The sequence below is a fragment of the Sorangium sp. So ce1504 genome (assembly GCF_051521635.1).
Lineage (GTDB): Bacteria > Myxococcota_A > Polyangia > Polyangiales > Polyangiaceae > Sorangium > Sorangium cellulosum_B.
Map to the genome: position 1 here is coordinate 3,492,566 of NZ_CP150365.1, position 20,790 is coordinate 3,513,355.

Genomic DNA, 20,790 nt, shown 5'->3' on the forward strand with positions numbered 1-20,790 from the left:
GCGTTCAGTCGTCGCGGTGCGTGAGCGCCGGGCGACGATGGTCGCACTTGCCGGGGATCGGAAAGCCGCAGACCGCCTCTTCCGTCAGGCAAACCTGCTCCGCGGGACACTGCTCCGGATCGAGGGCGCCGGGATCGCAGGGACGAGAGCAGAAATCGGGCCTCGCCAGCGGGGCGTCGTAGCGGCCGTTGCCGTCGACATCGATGGTGATCGGGTTGGTGATCGCATAGGGCGGGACCGGCGACCAGTCGGGCACCGTCGGCGTGGGCGCGAACAGGGCGCTGAGCGCGGGGATCCTGCCGAACGCGTCGCCGGCCAGCCGCGAGAGCTGGATCTCACCGAAGGGGACGTCCAGGGAGACAGGGCTCATGAGGTTCCTGTCCTCGAGCCCCATGGCGATGATCACCACCCAGGAGTCGCGATCCGGCGCCGTGAAGGTGACCTTGCCGCGCACGTCCACGATCGCGCTCGGCGGCATGGCCGGCTCCAGCAAGCGGACCATCCCGCCGTTCAGGTAGATCTCCACCCGATCGACGCCGAACCAGCTCGCCGTCTGGACATCGAACAGGAGCTCGAGCGACTCTCCGGCGCTCGCCGCCGCCACCTCACCATACGTCTTGCCGCGGATCGTCGCGCGGATGAAGGGGCCGTACGTCGCGAAGGCGTGCGCGCCCCGCAAGCTCTCGACCGCGGCCGGCGTCTCGAGGGCGGCCGGGGAGTCGGTCGCGCTCCGGAAATAGGTCCGCGGGAAGCCCGGCTCCTTCGACCCGTCGTGGCTGTCGCTGCTGGCGATCTGCGCCGGGGCGAAGCCCCGCTCGAGGTAGCGGAAATAATCGTCCACCTGGCCCGCGCGGTACGTGCACGGCGCGTCGCGCGCGTCCTCGGGGACCGGATCGCCGCCGAGCGCCGCGGGCCCGCAGAGCTCCTGGCTGTCGGAGGTCGTTCCGGAGAAGCCCCAGTTGTTCGCCTGCTCGTCGGGCGTCCGGGCGAGGATGCGCTTCATCAGCGCCCACGCGAGCTCGGTGCGGGCGCGGCGCTTGCAATCGGAAACGGCCAAAGCGGCGGCAGCCGCGCCTGCGCCGGGGGCGCCGCCCGGCGCGGACGGCGCCGTGCACGACGCGCGCAGCCAGCCCGCCGCCTCGGGGCACGCGGCCTCGATCTCGGCGGCGCTCCCGGCGGCGTTCAGCCGCGCGAGGCAGCGGTTCCAGTCGACGACCTCGGCCACGCTCGGCGTGCGCACCAGATCGAACCGCTTGCCGTTGATGACCTCCATCGCGTCGAACGCGCAGCTCGCGGTCCGGAAGACGGGGTTGTTCTCCTCGAGGAACGTCGGCGTCCGGCCCATCGTGTAGGTGTCGACGCCGAGCTGGTCGATGTAGCCGAAGAAGCCGTCGCGCGGGTGCGCGACGATCGTCAGCGGCGCCACGGTGCCGTCGCCGGAGGCCCGGAGGGCGTCGAGGATCGCCCCGCCGGGCTCGCACGTCCAGTCGTGCGCCCCGTGGCCCGGGACGTCGAGCTCGTCGTATTCGAGCGGGAACCCGATGAAATGCCCCTGCTCCAGCGTGGTGATCTCCGCCCCGATCGCCGTGGCGAGGTGAGGCGCGAGCCCGAGCGCGCGCGCTGTCGGCTGGTAGTCCGTCTCGACGTCGTGGTCGGTCGACACCGCGAGCTCCACGCCCTCCGCCGCCACCGTGGCCACCCGCCGCGGCAGCGCCATGCCGCTGTCGAAGCTCGGCTCGGAGTGGAGGTGCATGTCGGCCGACATCCACCCGCTCGTGTCGACCTCGCGCACGAGCGTGGCGTCGAGCTGCAACGTGCGGCCCGGCGCGAGCGTGACGTCGCGCTCCACGTAGATGCCGTACTCGATGCCGCGCGACACCGTGATCTGGTATCGCCCCGGCTCGATCTCGACCTCTCCCTCGCCGGTGGCCGTGATCTCGACGGCGCGGTTGCCGTTCCCGAGCCGGCCGTCGCCGAGGTAGACCCTGCGCCGGCCGTCGCCCGGGAGCCTCCGCCCCGCCTCGTCGAGCGAGGCGAAGGCGAGCTTGGCCGGCACCCGCTGGCCCGCCTCGTCCGCGACGCGGTAGCGCACCCTCGCCGGCGCGGGGAGGCGCGGCGACACCACGGCCTCCAGTCCCGCCCGCAGGCTCACCCGGATGGGCGCCGACATCGCCGTCCCCGCCGCGTTCCTCGCCACGAGCAGGTAGCTTCCGGGCGGCAGGGCGCCGCGGAAATCGCCGTCCTCGGACGGGTCGAGGCCGAGATCCGCGTCGATCTCGTCGATGAGGCCCACGTCGCCGCGCGCCTCCCGGTTGGCCGCCACGAGCTCGTCCAGCGAGGCGAAGGGCCGCGCGGGATCGGGATCGGCGAAGACGAACACCCGGGCGTTCGGCGCGGCCTCGAGGGTGTCCTCCCACAGCACGTGGCCGCTGACCGCGCCGGTCGCGGTCCCGCGGAGCCGGTGCATCACGCCGGTCACGCTCGAGACGTCGCCGTCGCCCACGGCCAGGTAGCGCTCGTAGCTGAACGCGCGGTGGGCGTCGCACGCCGCGTCGTCCTCCTCGTTGAACAGGCACGATCGGCTGGCGGACACGAACGCCGTCGCCGCGCTCGCGAAGAGAGGCACGTTGACCAAAGGCGGCGCCGCGCCCTCCGCTGCCTTCGTGAAGTAGCCGTAGCTGACGTCGCCGCCCGCCGCGGCCACGAAATCGAAGGTGAGCGGCGCCTGGAAGGAGTTCCGCCCCGCGTTCCACGCGTCCTGGACCGCCGTGTCCTCGTCGAAGCCCGCGCCGGGCGCGAAGACGTCGTTCTGGTTGCCGAAGAACACGAAATCTCCGGCGACGATGCCGGCGCGGCGCGACGACGCCTCCTGCGCGGCCTCCGGCGGATCGCCGAGGACGCCGCCGAACACCGAGACCGGGGCCGTGGCGTTGTCCAGCGGCAGGACGTCGCTGCACGCGCAGGTCAGGCAGCCGCCCGGATCCTGCCGATACCCGTTCGGGCACGGCTCGCAGCTCCTCTGGGGCTCGCAGCCGGGCGGCGGCCTGTCGTCGAGCAGGAGGACCGTGCGCACCGTCACGAACCGATCGCCCGGGTGAAGGAGGTAGTCTGTCCGGAAGCGGATCCTGGAGCGGACGCCGGGGAAGAAGAGGCCGAGCAGATCCTCCTGCGCCCGGAGCAGGCCTATCGCCTCGAACAGGAACTCGCCGTCTCCCTCGACGCGGATCCCGGCCTCTGCGCCGTCGGAGCCGTCCGCGAGCACGGAGACGTCGGTCGCCGTCGGGTCGGGCACGATGAGGTTGGCGAGCGAGAACATCTCCGCGAACCGGTCCCGCCCCTGTCCGCCCTCCTCGCCGATCCGGCCGCGCCGCCGGTCGACGTCGACCACGGCCCCGCCGAAGATCCCCGGCCCAGGCGAGTCCCGCCCGCCCAGGATCGCCACGCGGATCTGGTCGTTCTCGAGGAGGAAGTCGCCTATGTCCGCCATCGCCACCGGGCCGCCGACGAGCTCGGCGCGCTGCTCTATCCGCTTGGCGCGGAGCAGCCGATCGCCCCCGCAGCTCGGCAGCGCGGGGGCGGCGAGCGCGGCGGCGGCGAGCGGGACGAGCGCTATCCGGGTGAGCCAGCGGTGGGTTCGCCGCACAGAGCTCTCTCCTACAGCGAGAGCTGGAGTTGCAGGAGGAGCACGTCGTTCGAGCTCGACAGCCCGCCGAGCTCCTCCCGGTGCGTGTATTCGAGCTGCGCCTTCACCAGATCGTCGTACGCGTGGTAGCTCGCGCCGCCGGTGAGCACGAGGTTGTCCCCTTCATCGTCGATATCCAGGTTGGGGTCGATCCACTCCGCGCGACCCGAGACACCGAGCTTCCGGGCGATGAGCATGTAGCCTGCCTCGAAGACGAGCGCGAGCGACGAGACCGAGGTGATCTGCGCGATCGGCTGGGTGGGCACCGCCTTGGGGCTCGCCCCGGTCCAGAGCACCTCGCCGAGCGCGTGAAGCCCCGCGGCGTGCACCAGGACATCGGCGCTCGCGCCGTAGAGCGTGCGCGCGCCGCCGTCGCTGAAGAAGCCGTCGGCGCCGACCCCGAGGCGGAAGGGCGAGCGGGCGACGTCCTGGAGCGTACGGCCGAGCGGGCCCCGCGGCTCGGTGGCGACCCGGCCGGCGACGGCGATCCCCTCGAAGCGGTTGCCGAGGGGAGCGAGGCTCTCGGAGGGACCTGCGTAGAACTGATCCGAGCGCTGGAAGGCGTTGTAGACGCCCGCGTGACAGCTGAAGGCGCGGTCCTGGAAGTGCCCTTCGGCCTGGATCCCGACCTGCGTGAACGGGGCGATCGCGCGGACGGCGAGCGGCCGCTCGGCGAGGGCGCCGTCGCCGGCGCCGGTCATCGCCGAGCGAGAGAAGGGCACGGTGCGCGCGCCCGCGATCACCTCGAGCGCGCGCGCCGCCGTGACGCCGGCCCACGCCTCGTGGATGCGCGCCGTCCCCTCGTCGTCCCCGGCGAGCTCCGTCGAGATGGCGAACCGCACGAGCCCCGCGACGTCGCCGCGCAGCCCGGCGCGGACCCGGCGCAGCCGGAAGCCGGGCTGCTCGGCGCTGTCGCCGGCCTGGCCCAGCGCGTCGTCGCCCACGTAGGGCGCGGCCTGCAGCGCGAGCAGCGCGATCGGCGCGATCTCGAGCGGCCCGAGCGCGACCCGCACCCGCTCCCGGAAGCCCGGCGGCAAGAGGTCGCCGCGGTCGCCGCTCGCGGGGGCCGGAGAGGCGGGCGCTGGCGCCTCGCGCGGCCGCGGCTCCCGCGCAGGCGCGCTCGGCCGAGCGGCCGGCGCCGCTGCGCCTCCCGGCTCGGCGGCCGCCTCGACCCCTTCTGCCTGCGCGTCGCCAGGGCTCGCGACCGCGGCGGCGGGCTCCTCTGCCGCGGGCCCGGGCTCCTGCGCGCGCGGCGTGGCGGCGGCGAGCAGGACTGCGGCGCCGCCTGCGACGCGAGCGAGGTGCCTCATGGATTCGGGTCTCCTGGAGGGCTGCGTGGAGCGCCCCGTGCCGCTCCGGCTGGGCAGTGGTCGTCACCTCGTGCCGTGTCCACCCGGCGAGGTGCCCGGGAAACTAGAGGAAGACACGCGGCGCTGCAATCCGCGCGGCGCGCTGTGCTAACGCTCGCGGCCTACCCGCTCCTCGCGCAGCAGCGGAGGGAAGGGGAGCGCCACACTTCTCATGGAAATGCCCGGTTCGAGCCCGTCCGACAGCGATCCCACGCCCCGGGCCAGCGCGTCCGCCGCCCCGCCGCCTCCATCTCCCGGCGCGGAGGCGCCTCCCGCGGTCGGGAGCGGGAATCGCTGGCCCTGCGACAGGGCGTTCATCGCGACGTTCGTGCTCCTCGCCGTCGCAGCCATCGTGCCGATATGGCGGGTGCGGTTCCTGCCGCTGCTCGATCTGCCGAACCACCTCGCGGCCGTCCATATCTGGCACAGCTTCGATGAGCCGTGGACGCGCTTCAGGGACTTCTACGAGCTCAGCCTCCGTCCGGCCCCCTACGGCGCCTATCACATCCTGACGCACGTGATCGCCTATGGCGTCGGCCTCGAGAACGCGAATCGCGTCGTGCTCTCCGGTTATGTGCTCGCCATCCCCGCGGCGGCGCTCGGCTGGGCGCGCCGGACGCGGCGCAGCCCCTGGCTCTCGGTCCTCACCTTCCCGCTGGCCTTCACCCTCTCCTGGGCGTGCGGCTTCCTGCCGTTCCTCGTCGGCGTCGCGCTGCTGCTCGCCGGCGTGCTCGCGCTCGACGCCTACCTCGATCGGCCGAGCCCCTTGCGCGGGGCCGCCGTCGCGCTGCTCAGCGTCGGCTGCGGCCTCAGCCATCCGCTGATCCTCTTCGGCTATTACGTCTGCGTCGCCGTGCTGATGCTCTGCCACCTGCCCCGGTGGTCGCGGATCGCCGTCGCGCTGCCGCTCTTCGCGCCCGCCGTCGCGCTCGTCCTGTGGCAGCTCGTCGCCTTCAAGAGCCCCATGGTCGATCTGCGGAGCGGCCCGCGGTTCCAGGGCGTCTGGGTGCCATGGCACGAGATGCTCCGATCGTTCCCCGAGTACACGCTCGACTCGGTATCGGGCGATCTCGACACCCGGCTCTTCTGGGTGCTCCTCGCGGTGGCGTCGCTGCTGGGCCTCTCTGGCGTCGCGCGCGTCGCCCGGCGCTTCCTCCTTGGCCGCGGCCTTCCCGCGCGCGAGCCAGCCGCGCCTGCCGGCTCGCTTCTCGACCGGCTGCACCGCCATCGCTCTCTCGCCCTCTGCGCTGCGATGGCGATCTGCTATTTTCTCGTGCCGCTGCACCTGGCTCGCCCCTTCGACTGGTGGTTCGTGAGCGGGCGCTTCTCGCCGTTCATCTGCTTCTTCGGCTTCCTGGCCATCACGGCGCCGCTCCAGGGCCGCTCGCGCCTCCTGATGGCCCCCGCCGTGGCGGCCGCGCTCGTGCTGCCGCTCCACCTCTCGGAGAAATACGCGCGCTTCGACGAGCGCGTCGAGCCGTTCGCCCGGATGGTGGCGCGCATCCCGCCGGGCGCCGAGGTCCTCTTCTTGACGCTGCCTCCACGGACCGATGAATCGTTGATCATCGAGGGCACGAACCACTTCTCCTCGTGGGTGCAGATCATGCACGGGGGCTTCAGCGCGGACGGCTGGCACAACGTGGGTTTCCCCTTCACGCTGAAGCGTCGCCTCCCCGCGCCGCCGTCGAACCGCGGTGAGTGGTTCAAGCCGGATGTCCATGGCGTCGCGTACGATTACGTGATCCTCCGGAACGAGCGGCCGGATAAGCCGGTGTTCACCGCGGCGCACCCCTCGTTTCGCCGGATCGAGCGCGATGGCGCCTTCACGCTCTACGAGCACACGCGTTGAGCGACGCCCCGGTCGCACCTCCGCTCGGCGCAGCCGAGCGCGCCGCTGTCGTGTGTCGCGCGTCGCGAAGCGCGCCGTGGTCGCAGGGGGCGCGTCGGTGACGTGACGTTCAGGCGAGGCGCCTCATCCCCGCCGATCTGCCGTCGTTCCAGGCACCGACCGGGTAGTCTACGATCCTTGCGGTCGGCCACCCCTCGGGTGCGTCGCGCCGAGGAGGGGAGCCGCTTGCCGATGTCGACCAGAACCCGCGCAGTCCGTCGCCGCCCGCTGGCCTGGAGCGGAGGGCTCGCCGCCGTGGTCGGGCTCGCGCTGGCGTCCGGCGTGGCGCCGTCCTGCGCCGGCGCGGCAGGCCCCGACACCCCGCGAGGCGCCGGAGGCGAGGGCGCTTCCGGCTGTCCGGCCGACTGCGCCGCGGACCCGAGCGCCCCGCTGTGCGACCGGGAGACGGGCGACTGCGTGGCCTGTCTGCCTGGCCCTCTGGCGTGCCCGCCCGGTCAGGTTTGCGATCCCGAGGCGAAGCGCTGCCTTTCGGGCTGTGAAGACGAGTCCGACTGCGCAGCTCCGCTCACCTGCGATCCCGCGAAGCACGCCTGTGTTGCCTGTATCGTCGACGGCGACTGTCCCCCGGGCGCGCTGTGCACCGGAGAGGGCGAGTGCGTTCAGGGCTGCTCGGCGGCGCATCCGTGTGAGAGCGGCGCGGCGTGCTGCGATGGTGTCTGTCGGGATCTCCTGACGGACGCGCTGAGCTGCGGCGCCTGCGGTCGCGCCTGTCCGGAGCTCTCGCACGCCGGGATCGCCTGCGCGTCGGGAGCGTGCGCGCTCACCGCCTGCGAGGACGGGTTCCTCGACTGCAACCACGACCCGGCGGACGGGTGCGAGCACGACGAAGCAGAGCGCGGGCCCTGCTCGTGCACGCCGGGCGACACGAGGGTGTGTTACGAGGGATCGCCGGGCACCGAAGGGGTCGCTCCCTGCGCCCCCGGGGTCTCCACCTGCAGGCCGAGCGGCCTCTCGTGGGGGCCATGCCTCCACCAGGTGCTGCCGGCGCTCGACGTGTGCGCCGACGACATCGACAACGACTGCGACGGCGCCGTCGACAACCCACCCGATCAGGACGGCGACGGGTGGACGATCTGCGATGGCGATTGCTGCGACTCCCCGTCGGACGGGTGCGGCACCCCGGCCCTCGTGAACCGCGGCGCGTTCGAGGTGGCGGGCAACGGGATCGACGACGACTGCGACGGCGTGGCAGACAACACCGCGCCTTGCGACGCCGGGCTCACGAGCGACTCGCCGACCGCGCTCGATTATGCGAAGGCGATCGACCTCTGCGTCACCACGACGGCGAGCCCACCGTCGCGCTCGCAGCGCACGTGGGGTGTCCTCTCCGCGAGCTTCCACCGCGCCGACGGCGCAAGCGCGCCGGCCGCGGCCCAGCGATCGATCCGCCAGGGCTTCGGCTCCGGCATCACGCCGCTCCAGGGCGCGCGGCTCGCGGTGCTCTCGACCGGCGTCGCTGCGGCCGAGGCGGCGCCGAACGACACGAGGCCGAGCTTCGCCCCGTTCCAGGGCGGTCAGGACATGGGGACGTCGAGCAGGGTGCCCGCGGACTGGCTCGACGCGAACGGCGACAACCTCCCGAACGCGCCCGGGTGCCCTGACCCGCAGGGCGGCGCGACGGCCTTCGATCCCGTGATGCTGAAGCTGCGCGTCCGCGTGCCGACGAACGCGAGCGCGTTCAGCGTCTCGACGTTCTTCCTCTCGTCCGAGTATCCGGAGTGGGTGTGCAGCCGGTTCAACGACTTCTTTCTGGCGCTCCTCGACTCGACGTTCGAGCCCTTTCCAGGCGAGGCGGCGAACCCTGCGGACGGGAACCTCGCCTTCTATGACCCGCCGCCCGCCGGGGCGCCGGTCTACCCGCTGGGCACGAACCTCGCGTTCGGCGACACCGGGCTCTTCACCCAGTGCGTGAACGGGCCGACCGGGTGCGGCGGCGGCGCCACCCCCGGAACGACGACCACCTGCACGAGCATCACCCAGCTCCGCGGGACGGGGTTCGATGCCACGAGGCCGCCCGCCCAGGTCGGCGGTGACCCTGGCTGGTGCGGATCGAGCGAGCTCGCGGGCGGCGGGACCGGATGGCTGGTCATGAACGGCAATGTCACCTCAGGTGAGATCATGGAGCTGCGCTTCGTACTTTGGGACACCGGCGATCCCTGGAACGATTCCGTGGCCCTCCTCGACAACTTCCAGTGGTCGACGTTTGCCTCGACGCCCGGCACGCGCGAGTGAAGCGCCGCGCAGGGCGGTAGGGCAGGCGCCGCTCCGGGGCACGTCGGGGCGCGGCGCCCGATCGCCCGATGGGGGGCCTCGGCGGCGCCCCTGGCGAGGGCGCTGTGGGGACGCGGCGCTTCGAGGAATGGCGCCCCGACCGAGGCGCGCGACCGCAGCGGACGGACGGCGACCCGATTACACTGCGCGGCGCACAGAGGACCGCGGCACGCATCCCTCGGCCTCGCGCTCGTCAGGAGCGCTTCCGTTCATCACCCAAGGAGACTGCATGAGGAGAACGATCACGCCGCTCGCGCTGTTGCTCGCGAGCCTGTCTTTCGCCACGCTCGGCTGCGATAGCAAGGGGAGCGACGCGACGGCCCCCGGAGCGGTGGCCGAGGGCAAGCCGACCGAGAGCGCCGCCCCTGCGGCGACGATGGCGGCGACGGCGGCGACGGCGGCCGTGCCGGCAGCGGCGACCGCCGAGCCGACGGCCGCTGCGTCGGCCGCTCCGGCGGAGACGGCCGCGGCGACCGCCGAGCCGGCGGAGACGGCCGCGCCGAAGGCGACGGCCGCTGCGTCTGCCGCCGCGGCCGCGGGACCAGCGTCGACCGGCGCCGCGCAGGCGGGCGAGAAGAAGTTCGAGTGCGGGGCGAAGGGCCAGAAGATGTGCCCAATGCAGGCCTGGATGAAGAGCACGATGGCCTCCGCGACCTCGAGCGGCGACGCCGCGAAGATCGCGACGGCGCTGCAGTACGTGGCCAGCAAGCCGCCGCCCGGCATGGGCAGCTGGGTGGCGATCACGAAAGCTGGCATCGCCAAGGCGAAGGCCGGCGACGTCGACGGCGCGAAGGCGAGCTGCAAGCAGTGCCACGACCTCTACAAGGAGCAGTACAAGAAGACGATGCGCGATCGTCCCTGGTGAGCCGCCCGCCGGCGGCGCGGCGGATCCGCTCCGGTTCGCGCCGCTCGCCGCTGCGTCCCCGCGGCTCACCGCGGCGAAATTCCCGTAACCCAACGACATTTTCGCGAGCTCACGGCGCCGTGGCGAGCGCTGAGCGCCGCTTCCTGGAGCGCCGCGAGCGGCGAGCGTCGCCGCCGCGCGCCCGGCCGGCGATCGCTGCTCGGTCGGCAGGGCGCGGGACAAACATCTTGGACGGGAGGGGGTGATGCGATACAGCGCTGAGCTGATGGCGCGCGCTGTTCGCACAGGCCCTGGGGGTGCCCATGCGCCTGCCACCTCGTCGTCCACCCGCGCGCGAGGGGCCGGCAAATCGAGCGGGGCAGCGGCTGCTCCGCGCCCGCGCGCCGGCCAGACCGCCGACCCGTTCTCGAGCGGCGCGACGCCGCCCTCGAAGCCGCGCGCGGGCGCGGCGCCGCGGCTCACCGGGGACGCGGCCCTCGACGTCAGATCGAGCACGGCGGCCCCGAGCGTGCGCCCTCCAGCGGCCCCGCCCGCGCCGAGCGTGCGCCCTCCAGCGGGCCCTCCGCGGGCGGACGCGGGTGCTCCTGCGGCCGCCTCGAAGAGGCCTCCTCCGCCGGACGACGACGACGACGAGGACGACGAGCGGGGCGGCGCGCAGCGCGGCCGGCCGCGCGGCCCGTTCACGCAGCACCGGCGGCTCGACTCGCTGCGCAGCCTGCTGCAGAAGCACCCTGCCGGCCTGACGATCTACGATCTCGCGCGCGAGCTCAACGTCACGCCGCGCTCGCTCCGGCGCTACCTTGTCGAGGTCAAGCGCGAGCTCGATCTCGTGTCGGTCGCCACGCGCCCCGGGGGCCCTCGCCTCTGGCGGCTGTCTCCGAGCGAGGCGCCCCGGCGCGTCGAGGTGCGGCGGACGCAGGCGTACGCCCTGCTCGCCGCCCGCCGGCTGTTCGAGCCGATGCGCGGCTCGACCCTGTTCGAGGAGATCGACCTCGCCGCGCAGCGCCTCCTCGGCGTCGCGCGCAGGCCCGGGCGCGGGCCGAACGCCGGCGTCGCCGACGCGCGGCTGGAGGAGCGCTTCCTCTATCTCCCGTTCGCCCCGAAGGACTACGCCGCGCGCACCGAGGAGCTCGACGACCTGTTCCAGTCCGTCGCCGACCTGCGCCCCCTGCGGTGCCGCTACCGCCGCTCGCGGGACGGGCGCGAGGAGCGGGTGCTCATCCACCCGTACGCGCTCGTCCTCTACAAGGACGCGATCTACTGCGTGGGCCTCCACGTGGGGCGCGGCGAGGTGCGCACGTTCCTGCTCGATCGCATGCGCGACACGGAGTGCGCGGTCACCGAGCGGTTCGAGCTGCCCCCGGATTTCTCCATCGACGACTACTTCCAGGGCCAGTTCGGCATCTGGCGCGGGGGCGAGCCCCGGCGCGTCGTGATCGACTTCGACGAGCGTGTCACCGAGTTCGTGCGGACGCGCAAGGTGCATCCGTCTCAGGAGATCACGCCGCTGTCCGGCGGCGGCGTGCGGCTCACGATGCTCATCGGCGACATGACGGAGCTCGCGACGTGGGTCCTCGGCTTCGGCGAGACCGCGCGCGTCGTCGAGCCGCCCGACCTCGTGGACCGCGTGAAGCGTGAGCTCGCCGGCGCGCTCGCTCGCTACGACGAGCCGCCGTCGCCGGCCGAGGCCTAGCTCCGCAGTCCAGCGATCCCGGGTGGGATCCCTGACCCGCGGAGCTGGCCCGCCTCAGCGCGAGGCCTGGAGCGCCTCGTCGATCATCTTCTGGTGCTCCGCCGGGTCCGCCCAGCGGGCGCGCCCCTCGGCCGGCAGCTGATCGATCGGATCGAAGTACGTGTACCGCTGCCCCGGCTTGACGCTCGGCGCCTCGAACACCGAGATCCCGGTCGTGCGGTCGTAGTGCTCGAACGAGTGCGCGTCGCGCTTGCCTCCGCCGCCGGGCGCGTCGACGACGAACGTCGGCGTGTTGAACCCGGCGGTCGAGCCGCGCACGTACTTCTCGATCGTGAGCCCGGTCGCCAGCGTGGTCCGGAGGTCCTCCACGCCGCGGACGAGGTCGTGGATGTAGACGTAGTAGGGGTGCACGTGCACGTGCCCCAGGCGCTTCACGAGCAGCTTCATCGTCTCGGGCGTGTCGTTCACCCCGCGCTGCAGCACGGACTGGTTCCTGACCGTGATCCCCCGCTCGAAGAGCTTGTTCATCGCGTCGCGGGTGACGCCCGTGATCTCGTTCGGGTGGTTGAAGTGCGTGTGGATCACGACCTCCTTGTGCAGCTTCCGGCCGAGCTCGACCGTGCGCGTGACCGCGTCGATCCACTCGTCGTCGGTCAGGATCTTCTGCGGCATCACGGCCGGGCCCTTCGTGGCGAGGCGGATGCGCTGGATGTTCGGCATCCTGAGGAGCGTCTCTCCGATCGCGCCGAGCTGCTCCGGCCGCAGGTTGTACGCGTCTCCGCCGGAGACGACGATGTCCTCCAGCTCGGGGCGCGACGCGATGTACGCGTACGCTCGCTTCCAGCGCTCCTCGTCGACCTTGAAGTGGGTCTTCTCGACCTCCTCCGTGTCGATGCCCACCGCGTAGCTGCGCGTACAGAAGCGGCAGTACACGGGGCACGTGTCGAGCGGCAGGAAGAGCGCCTTGTCGGCGTACCGGTGCGTCAGCCCGGGGACGGGCGCGTCCGCGCGCTCGTGCAGCGAATCGAGCCCGAGCTTCGGGTGATCCGGCAGGAAGCGCGAGGCCAGCGGGATGAACTGCGTACGGAGCGGATCGCCGTACGGATCGTTCCAGTCGATCAGAGAGAGCATGTACGGCGAGACCCGGACGCTCATCGGCGCGTGCGCGAAGCCCTCCGTCGCGTCCCGGATGAAGTCGTCCGACACCATCCCGCGCAGCGTGTCGAGCAGCTTGTCGGGGCGGGTGATCGACTTCTTCGCCTGCCACCGGTGGTCCATGAACTGCTCGTCGGTCACGTCGGCGTAGGCCGGGATCCTCCGGAAATCGGGCAGCTCGAGCAGGTTCGCGTGCTGGAGGGACGCCGGGTCCACCGGCGGCTTGAGGGGCGCGATGTCGTGGCTTCGCTTGCTGAGTTCGATGAGGCTCGAGGTGGTCGTCATGTCGTGGACCCTTGCTCGCGCGGAGCAAAGAGAGCGTCGAGGGATGGCCGCGTGCCTGCGCCTACGCGTCTCGGGGCCTGCCCGGGAGAGGCTGCGGCAGCGGTTCCTGGGAGCGTAGCATCGCGGTACCCCGGTCGGGGGCGATGTGCGCCGCTTGTCGCCGAGCGGCGCCTCTGGCGGGCGGGCGGGGGGTTGGCGAGCGCGCTCGCGGTTGGCGGGCGCGCGAGCCGGTCAGGGTTCGATCGACGCGACCGTGGTGTCGCGGGTGGTGCGGTAGCGCGCGTAGTAGGTCCGGACGCGCGTCACGTAGGCCTGGGTCTCTTCGTACGGCGGGATGCCGCCGTGCCTCATGACCGCCCCTTCACCGGCGTTGTAGCCGGCGATGGTGAGATCGAGATCTCCGTTGAAGAGGTTGGCCAGGATGCGCAGGTACCGCGTTCCACCGAAGATGTTCTCTCGCGCGTCGAACGCGTCGCGCACCTGCATGCGGAGCGCGGTCTCTGGCATCAGCTGCATCAGCCCCTGCGCGCCGACGGGCGAGACGGCCCGTGGATCGTAGTCGCTCTCGCACTTGATCACCGCGCGGACGAGCTCCTCGGGGATCTGATAGAGCGCGGCGGCCTGCCGGATCCACGCGTCGTAGCGGCTGAAGCGCTCGAGCGATTTGTCGCTCGGCGCGACGGGCGTCACCCCCGCGCGCGTCGTCGAAGAGCGGCGCCCGTCGCCCTTGATGTACAGCTTGAACCGCGCGTCGCCGGTGGGGCGGTTCGCGAAGTGCACCGTTCCATCCGCGTCGGTGTACGTGAAGATGTCGGCGAGCGCGCTGCCCGGGTGCAGCGCGAGGACGGCGAGCCCGAGCGCGGCGGCGAGGGCGCGCAGGGGCACGCGAAGGGAAGGCCCGGAGGTCGACGGGGCAGGCATCTCTCGGTTCAGCATAGGTTGCGATCGTCCGCTCGCGCAAACCGCACCGTATCGGCGGAAATCGTGCCAGTGGAATCGGAGGAAGCTGAATTGGAGAGCAACGCTTCGGGCACGCGCCGTCATTCCGAGGACGCCGTCGTGAGGCGATCCGGCGCGCCGCCCCCCCGTCGTGGAAGCTCGGTCTGGTGAGCACGTCCCGGGCGCTGTAGTAAGGCGGGCGCCATGGAGATCGGCTGGCGGCATGTGCTCGCGGGGGTTGCGGCCCTCTTCATCCTGTTCCTCGTCGTCAAGATGCGCCCTGCCCGGCGGCGCCGGGACGCGCTGAGCGCCGAGGTGCAGGCCGCGCGGGAGCGCGCGCGGCGCGCGGCGACCCCGCGCGAGCGGGCCGAGGCCCTGTGCGACGCTGGCGTACAGGCGATGCACGGCGGCCGCCGCGTGACAGCGGCCGTGGGGTTCTTCGTGCGCGCGATGCGCGCCGACCCGACCTCGGCTCGGGTCATCGAGCTCGCGAGCGGCGCGCTGGCCAGGCGCAAACCCCGGCTCCTCGAGAAGATCCTCTGGCGGAGGCTCGCGGTGCTCCCCTGGGACGGCGAGCACCGCGACGCGGTGCGCGCGGCCGCGGGCGGGCTGGAGGCGCTCTACCGGCGCGGGATCCGTGACCGAAGCCGGGCGGAGATCATGCGCAAGCTGACCCGGACGCTCGGCTGAGCCAGGGCGCGAGGGCGCGTCATCGGGCGCGCCGCCGGCCGGCCGGCGAAGACGTCAGAAGACGTCAGAAGACGTCAGAAGACGTCAGGAGACGTCAGGAAACGTCACGTCCCCCAGAACGATCGCGGCAGCGCGCCGCGGTTCGACAGCGCGACGAGGTCCATGAGCAGCGCGATCGTGACGTGGACCAGGAAGCCCGAGTAGATGCTCTTCGTGCGCATCGCGAGCGAGCCGAGCGCGATCCCGGCGACCACGGCGCCGGCCGCCTCCAGGTACGGCTTGCCGAAGTGGATCATGCAGTAGGGGACGATCATCGCGAAGATCGCGCCGGAGCCCAGCGTGTGCCGCAGGCCGGCGAGCCAGAAGCCGCGGAAGAAGATCTCCAGCGCGAAGAACTGGGCGAAATACATCGTCTCCCAGGCGATGAGGTCGAACCAGGAGCGGGAGGACTGCTTGTAGAACGGGTAATAGGTCCCGAAGTCGGGCGCGCTCGCGACGACGAACACCGCCGGGACGACGACGGCGAGGCAGAGCAGGTAGATCCACGCGTGCTTCGCGAGCCCCCGGACGCGCAGCCCCATGTCGAGCAGGCTGTCCTTCGGGAAGCAGGCCTTCCACGCGACCATCGGGATGGCGACGTACCCGAAGACGCGGGTGAACGACCACCAGACGTAGCCGTAGAGCTCGTCGTAGCGGCGGATCGAGATGGGCAGCAGCGTCCCGCCCGGCGAGAGCGCCTGAGCGAGCTCGAGCTCGCGCAGCCACGGCCGGATGTGCTCGTCGTAGACGGCGCGGCCGCCGTAGTACTGCTGCAGCATGAGCACGACGGCGGTGATGGTGAACAGGACCGCGGGGCGGCGGTCGTAGCCGCCGGCGGCGAGGGTGCGCCGCTGGTGCTCGTGGGCCTCGACGTCGAGCTCCCGCCAGGTGCGCCGGAAGAAGAGCCAGAGGACGGGCGCGAGCGCGATGTACGCGACGACCGGGAACAGGGCCTTGAGGACGGTGCTCCCCAGGGCCGACGAGGGCCCGGCGAGGCGGGAGCTGACGTCCGAGAGGGGCGGCTGCAGCGGCCGGAGCCGGTCGACGTGCGCCACGAGCCAGCTCCCCAGGTTGAGCATCGGCGCGCCGTGTACCACGATCCGCGGCCCAGCACAGCGGCGACACTCGGGCGACGCGGGATCTCGACCGCCGCCGGCGCCGCCCCTCCGCAGCGCGGCCTTGCGGCGCCCTGCCCTGCTCTGCTAGATCGCGCCCCTCTTCAAAGCCGCGCGAGTCATCTCGCGCATGTCCGGCGCAGGCCTCGCCTGCCCGTGGGAGTCTCAGCAATGGCCAGCAAAAATCCGCTTGCGATCGTGAAGGAGCGCTTCGGCGACAAGGCGAAGCTCGTCGAGGCCGTGAAAGGGTTCGCGACCGAGGACCTCTGGCTCGGGCGCGTCAGCTCCGATCGGGGCGGCACGAAGGGCCTGGATCACGTCTCGAACGCCAAGCTCCTCCGCCTCCACGCGACGTTCAGCGTTGTAAAGGAGAAGTTCGGGACGCGGGCGAAGCTCATCGACGAGACGTTGACCGTCCTGAACCGGTCGAAGGACCAGGGGTACAGGAAGCGCCTCGAGGCGTACCCCGTCCCGCGCCTCTATGATCTCTACCAGTCGGCCTCGAAGCGGGCGAAGGCGGCCTCGAAGGCCCAGGCCTGAGCGCGCGCTGCTCGGAGCCCCCTCCCGCCGGTTGTGACCGGGCTGCCTGCCCTTGAAGGTCAGGCGTTCCTATCGTAATGAGCCGCGTCGCCAGCGCGCGGCATCCAGCCGTCCTGCGTCGGACCGACGATCTGACGTCCCCCTGATGAGCCAGAAGCCCCCTCGTGGGGGCCCTCCCAGAGAAGGTGTGGGTGCCGCCGGCCGCGGCCCCCGCCAAGGAGAACGACCGTGAGCAGCGCGCACGAGACCGAGACCGACGTCTGGACGACCGAAGACGCCAAGTCGCTCTACATGATCGACCGCTGGGGTCGTGGCTACTTCGACGTGAGCCCGGACGGCAACCTCACGGTCGCGCCGCTCCAGGAGCGCGGCAGCAAGATCGCGATCCGCGACGTCGTCGACGCGGCGCTCGAGCAAGGGCTCCGCACGCCGCTGCTCATCCGCTTTCAGGATCTCCTTCATCACCGGGTGCGGGCGCTCAACGAGGCCTTCAACAGGGCGATCGCCGAGAGCAAGTTCCGCGGGACCTACCGCGGCGTGTTCCCGATCAAGGTGAACCAGCTCCGGGAGGTCGTGGAGGAGATCCTCGACGCGGGAAAGACCTACCACTACGGCGTCGAGGTTGGCTCCAAGCCCGAGGTGTTCGCCGGCCTGTCGGTCCATACCGACCCCGAGTCGCTGATCGTCTGCAACGGCTACAAGGACGAGAACTTCATCCGGACGGCGCTGATCGGGCGCAAGCTCGGCAAGAAGGTGATCCTCATCGCGGAGAAGCTCTCCGAGGTGCGCATGATCACCCGCGTCGCCAAGGAGATGAACGTCGAGCCGATGATCGGGCTCAGGGTGCGGTTGCTCACCGAGGGGGCGGGCAAGTGGAAGACCTCGGGCGGAGAGAACGCGAAGTTCGGGCTCTCCACGGCGGAGATCCTCGCGGCGAGCAGGATCATGGACGAGGCGGGCATGAGCTCCTCGTTCAAGCTCCTCCACTTCCATATCGGCTCGCAGGTGCCGGACATCCTGATCATCAAGCGCGCCGTGCGCGAGGCGACGCGGTACTACGCGAAGCTCCGCAAGATGGGGCAGCGCATCGAGTACATCGACGTCGGCGGCGGGCTCGCCATCGACTACGACGGCTCGCGCTCGACCTTCCACTCCTCGATGAACTACTCGGTCGAGGAGTACGCGCGCGACATCGTGCACAACATCGCCGACATCTGCGACGAGGAGCGGGTGCCTCACCCCAACATCGTCTCCGAGTCCGGGCGAGCGATCGTCGCGCACCACTCGGTGCTGGTCGTCCAGGCGTTCGGCTCGATCGAGAAGACGCCGATGTCGCCGATCGACATCCAGACCGAGGAGCACAAGCTCATCCAGAACCTCCTCTACATCAAGGACAACATCTCCGGGCCGAACCTCGGCGAGTCGTGGCACGACCTCCTCCAGATCAAGGAAGAGGCGCAGAAGATGTTCGAGCTCGGCCTCCTCAACCTCGACGTGAAGGCCCGGGTCGAGATCCTCTTCTGGGAGATCGCCGAGGCCATGCAGAAGATCGCGTCGTCGCTCGAGCCGGAGGAGGTGCCGGACGATCTCGGCGAGCTCCGCAAGCAGCTCGCCGACCAGTACATCTGCAACTTCTCGGTGTTCCAGTCGCTGCTCGATCACTGGGCGCTCGGCGCGCTCTTCCCGATCGTGCCGATCCACCGGCTGAACGAGCGCCCCGCGGTCGACAGCACGCTCGTCGACATCACCTGCGACTCCGACGGCAAGGTGAGCAAGTTCATCGATCTCAACGACGTGAAGGACACGCTCCCGCTGCACCCGATCTCGGGCGACCAGCCGTACTACGTCGGCATCTTCCTGACCGGCGCGTACCAGGACATCATGGGCGACATCCACAACCTCTTCGGCCGGGTCAACGAGGTGCACGTCTTCCTCGATGAGGACGAGGAGAGCGGGTACTACATCGAGGAGACGATCGCCGGGAACAAGATCCACGAGGTGCTGGCGCTGACCCAGTACGACAACCGCGATCTCGTGGGGAAGGTGAAGGCCCAGGTGGACGGCGCGATCAAGCAGGACCTGCTCAAGCCGACGGAGGGCATGCGCCTCCTCGCCGACTACGAGCGAGGGCTCAAGGACCAGACGTACCTGAGCCTCACCTCCGCGCCGTGATCTCGGAGAGCACGGCGCCCACGGTCCGCGCGTCGCTCCCCCGGCGCCGGCCCGGCTGGGCGCGCCAGGCGGCGCTCGTCGCGCGGAAGGACCTCGCGATCGAGCTCGCCACGGGCGAGATCGTCACCACGAGCGGGTTCTTCGCGGTGCTCGTCGCCGTGATCGCGTCGCTCGCGTTCTACGCGGGCCAGGACGCGGCCGAGCGGGTCGCGCCCGGGGTCATCTGGGTGAGCGTGGCGTTCGCGTCGGTGCTCGCGCTGAGCCGCACGTGGCAGCGGGAGCGCGAGGACGGCGCGCTCTCGGGCCTGCTCGTGCTGCCCATCGCGAGGAGCGCGCTCTTCGCCGGCAAGGCGCTCGGGCTCTGCGCGTTCGTGATCGCGGTCGAGGTGATCATCATCCCGGTCGCGGCGCTCCTCTTCGCGGTGGATCTCGTGAAGACGGGCCCGGGGCTCGCGCTCTTCTGCCTCGCGGCGACGCCGGGCATCGCCGCGAGCGGCACCCTCTTCGGGGCCATGACCGTGCGCACCCGCGCCCGCGACCTCGTGCTCGCGAGCGTGCTCTTCCCGCTGCTCGCGCCCACATTGCTCGCCGCGGTCGCGGGGACGAGGGAGCTCTTCGGCGGCGCGACGATCGGCGAGCTCACCGACTACGTGGCGCTCATGGGCGTGTTCGACGTCGTGTTCCTCGCGGGCGGGCTCGGCCTCTTCGATCTGATCATCGAGGGCTGAGCCGCCGCGCGGGTCGATCTCGACGCGCGCGCCCGCAGGCTCACGCGGGCGCGCCGCGCGCCGCGAGCACGTCGTCGGCGAGGGTCGTCGCCGCCCGCTCGATGCCGGCGAGATCGTGCGAGGCGCCGGTGCACTCGCCGATCGCCCACAGGCCGTCGCCGGCCTTACCGCGCGCGTCGACCTGCACCGCGTACCCCGCGCGCGGGTGGATCTCGACGCGCGCGCCCGCCTGCGCGGCGACCTCGAACGCGGGCGCGGCCGGCGCGTCCACCGCGACGGCCACGACCCGGACGTCGCTCGTCGGGCTGTCGGGGGCGAACGGCGCGTCGCGCACCGTGACGCTCTTCACCTGCGAGATCCCGTTCACCGCGGCGAGCGCGGCGAGCGGGATCCGGATCGCGATGCGGTCGCCGAGGGCGCTCGCGAGCTCGTCGGCCCAGATGCCCTCGCCCGCGAGCGCGACGGGGCCGGTCGGCTCGACGCCGCACGCGAGGAGCCGGCAGAACGCGCGCGCCGAGAAGACCCCGGGCAGATCATTGTTCGAGAACGCCGCGACGCCGTCGTGCGCCCCGGTGGCGAAGACCTTGGCGGGCGCCCTGATCACGGTCGCGCCCGCGTCGCCGGCGACCAGGAGCTCGCCGAGGTAAACGCCTGCGGCCACGTGACGGCGGAGCACGCGGACGCCGTCGAGCGGGTATCGCGCGAGGAGCTCCGCCGCGCGGCGCGGCGCGCCGGCGAGCGACCCGCCGGGGGCGAGCCCGTCGTCGACCAGCGCCACGCGGAGGCCGCGCGCCGAGAGCGCCGACGCAGCCGCCACGCCTGCGGGCCCGGCGCCGATCACGGCCGCGTCCACGTCGAGCCGCGCGGCGCGCTCGGGGGGGAGCGGCGCGCTCGGCAGCTGCCCGAGCCCCGCCAGCTTGCGCGCGATCGACTGCATGACCCCGGACAGGCCGGGGACGCCGGCCATCAGGTGGTGGTGGTCGATCCCCTGCGGGAAGAACCAGTCGGTCACCTGGAGCAGGTCGGCCTGCCGCGAGCCCACGACGTTCTGCACCTCGATGCGCTCTCCACCGGCCGCCGGCCGCAGGCAGGTCATCACGTTGGGCACGCCATCGACCCGCGCGAGGCAGCCGTCGCAGCCTCCGCGCAGGCAGGTCGGCGCCCTGGGACGGTGCAGCTTCGGGCTCCGCGCGAGCGTCACGCGCCCGGAGGCGATCAGCGCCACGGCCAGGGGCTCGCCCCGCTCCGCCGGGACGTCCGCCCCGTCGAGGGTGATGGTGACCGGATGCTGGAGCGCGCGAGCTCGCCGAAACATGGGCGGACGCTAGCAGACGCGCGCCGCGCCGGCAGAGGAGGGC

General features: G+C 71.9%; 14 protein-coding genes. 8 read left to right on the forward strand and 6 right to left on the reverse strand.

Translation table 11 applies throughout. The annotated features are described in order from the left end of the window. Window positions 1-4: 4 nt before the first annotated feature. Together WMF39_RS13360 and WMF39_RS13365 are read right to left on the reverse strand one after the other, a co-directional pair. Entirely contained in the window at window positions 5-3,643 is a 3,639-nt protein-coding gene (locus tag WMF39_RS13360) for a PHP domain-containing protein (RefSeq protein ID WP_437745898.1), read from the reverse strand. An 11-nt stretch (window positions 3,644-3,654) separates the two neighbouring features. Then, complete coding sequence (locus tag WMF39_RS13365; protein WP_437745899.1) at window positions 3,655-4,992, reverse strand: porin; 1,338 nt, start codon at window positions 4,990-4,992, stop codon at window positions 3,655-3,657. Between the two features lie 211 nt (window positions 4,993-5,203). On the opposite strand from WMF39_RS13365, the gene WMF39_RS13370 reads away from it, so the two are divergent. The 4 genes from WMF39_RS13370 (at window position 5,204) to WMF39_RS13385 (ending at window position 11,769) form a co-directional block, all read left to right on the forward strand. Further along, window positions 5,204-6,880, forward strand: a complete 1,677-nt coding sequence (locus WMF39_RS13370) for a hypothetical protein (RefSeq protein WP_437745900.1) — start codon at window positions 5,204-5,206, stop codon at window positions 6,878-6,880. 231 nt (window positions 6,881-7,111) lie between these two features. Further along, on the forward strand, window positions 7,112-9,172 hold the full coding sequence (locus tag WMF39_RS13375; protein ID WP_437745901.1) for a MopE-related protein: 2,061 nt from the start codon (window positions 7,112-7,114) through the stop codon (window positions 9,170-9,172). Window positions 9,173-9,440: 268 nt separating this feature from the next. Then, the gene (locus WMF39_RS13380; RefSeq protein ID WP_437745902.1) at window positions 9,441-10,076 is read left to right on the forward strand and encodes a hypothetical protein; all 636 of its coding nucleotides are present in this window, start codon (window positions 9,441-9,443) and stop codon (window positions 10,074-10,076) included. Between the two features lie 244 nt (window positions 10,077-10,320). Next, on the forward strand, window positions 10,321-11,769 hold the full coding sequence (locus tag WMF39_RS13385) for a helix-turn-helix transcriptional regulator (protein ID WP_437745903.1): 1,449 nt from the start codon (window positions 10,321-10,323) through the stop codon (window positions 11,767-11,769). A gap of 54 nt (window positions 11,770-11,823) precedes the next feature. Here the strand turns inward: WMF39_RS13385 and WMF39_RS13390 are convergent, their stop codons facing one another. Further along, window positions 11,824-13,209 carry a KamA family radical SAM protein gene (locus tag WMF39_RS13390; protein WP_437745904.1) on the reverse strand — a complete coding sequence of 462 codons (1,386 nt, stop codon included), beginning with the start codon at window positions 13,207-13,209 and terminating at the stop codon, window positions 11,824-11,826. A 231-nt stretch (window positions 13,210-13,440) separates the two neighbouring features. Continuing rightward, window positions 13,441-14,145 (reverse strand): transglycosylase SLT domain-containing protein, encoded by a 705-nt coding sequence (locus tag WMF39_RS13395; protein WP_437745905.1) that lies wholly within the window; start codon window positions 14,143-14,145, stop codon window positions 13,441-13,443. A 207-nt stretch (window positions 14,146-14,352) separates the two neighbouring features. Between WMF39_RS13395 and WMF39_RS13400 the strand changes: the two genes are divergently transcribed. Next, entirely contained in the window at window positions 14,353-14,838 is a 486-nt protein-coding gene (locus WMF39_RS13400; RefSeq protein WP_437745906.1) for a hypothetical protein, read from the forward strand. 104 nt (window positions 14,839-14,942) lie between these two features. On the opposite strand, the gene WMF39_RS13405 is transcribed toward WMF39_RS13400, so the two are convergent. Beyond that, the gene (locus WMF39_RS13405; RefSeq protein ID WP_437745907.1) at window positions 14,943-15,956 is read right to left on the reverse strand and encodes a CPBP family glutamic-type intramembrane protease; all 1,014 of its coding nucleotides are present in this window, start codon (window positions 15,954-15,956) and stop codon (window positions 14,943-14,945) included. A 207-nt stretch (window positions 15,957-16,163) separates the two neighbouring features. Between WMF39_RS13405 and WMF39_RS13410 the strand changes: the two genes are divergently transcribed. The 3 genes from WMF39_RS13410 to WMF39_RS13420 all read left to right on the forward strand — a co-directional run bounded on the left by WMF39_RS13410 (window position 16,164) and on the right by WMF39_RS13420 (window position 19,432). Continuing rightward, window positions 16,164-16,532 (forward strand): hypothetical protein, encoded by a 369-nt coding sequence (locus WMF39_RS13410; protein ID WP_012235084.1) that lies wholly within the window; start codon window positions 16,164-16,166, stop codon window positions 16,530-16,532. Window positions 16,533-16,760: 228 nt separating this feature from the next. Then, window positions 16,761-18,704, forward strand: a complete 1,944-nt coding sequence (speA, locus tag WMF39_RS13415) for a biosynthetic arginine decarboxylase (RefSeq protein ID WP_437745908.1) — start codon at window positions 16,761-16,763, stop codon at window positions 18,702-18,704. Continuing rightward, complete coding sequence (locus WMF39_RS13420; protein ID WP_437745909.1) at window positions 18,701-19,432, forward strand: heme exporter protein CcmB; 732 nt, start codon at window positions 18,701-18,703, stop codon at window positions 19,430-19,432. Before speA ends, WMF39_RS13420 begins: the two co-directional genes overlap by 4 nt. Window positions 19,433-19,472: 40 nt before the next feature. On the opposite strand, the gene WMF39_RS13425 is transcribed toward WMF39_RS13420, so the two are convergent. Further along, window positions 19,473-20,747, reverse strand: a complete 1,275-nt coding sequence (locus WMF39_RS13425; RefSeq protein ID WP_437745910.1) for a (2Fe-2S)-binding protein — start codon at window positions 20,745-20,747, stop codon at window positions 19,473-19,475. Window positions 20,748-20,790: the final 43 nt, after the last annotated feature.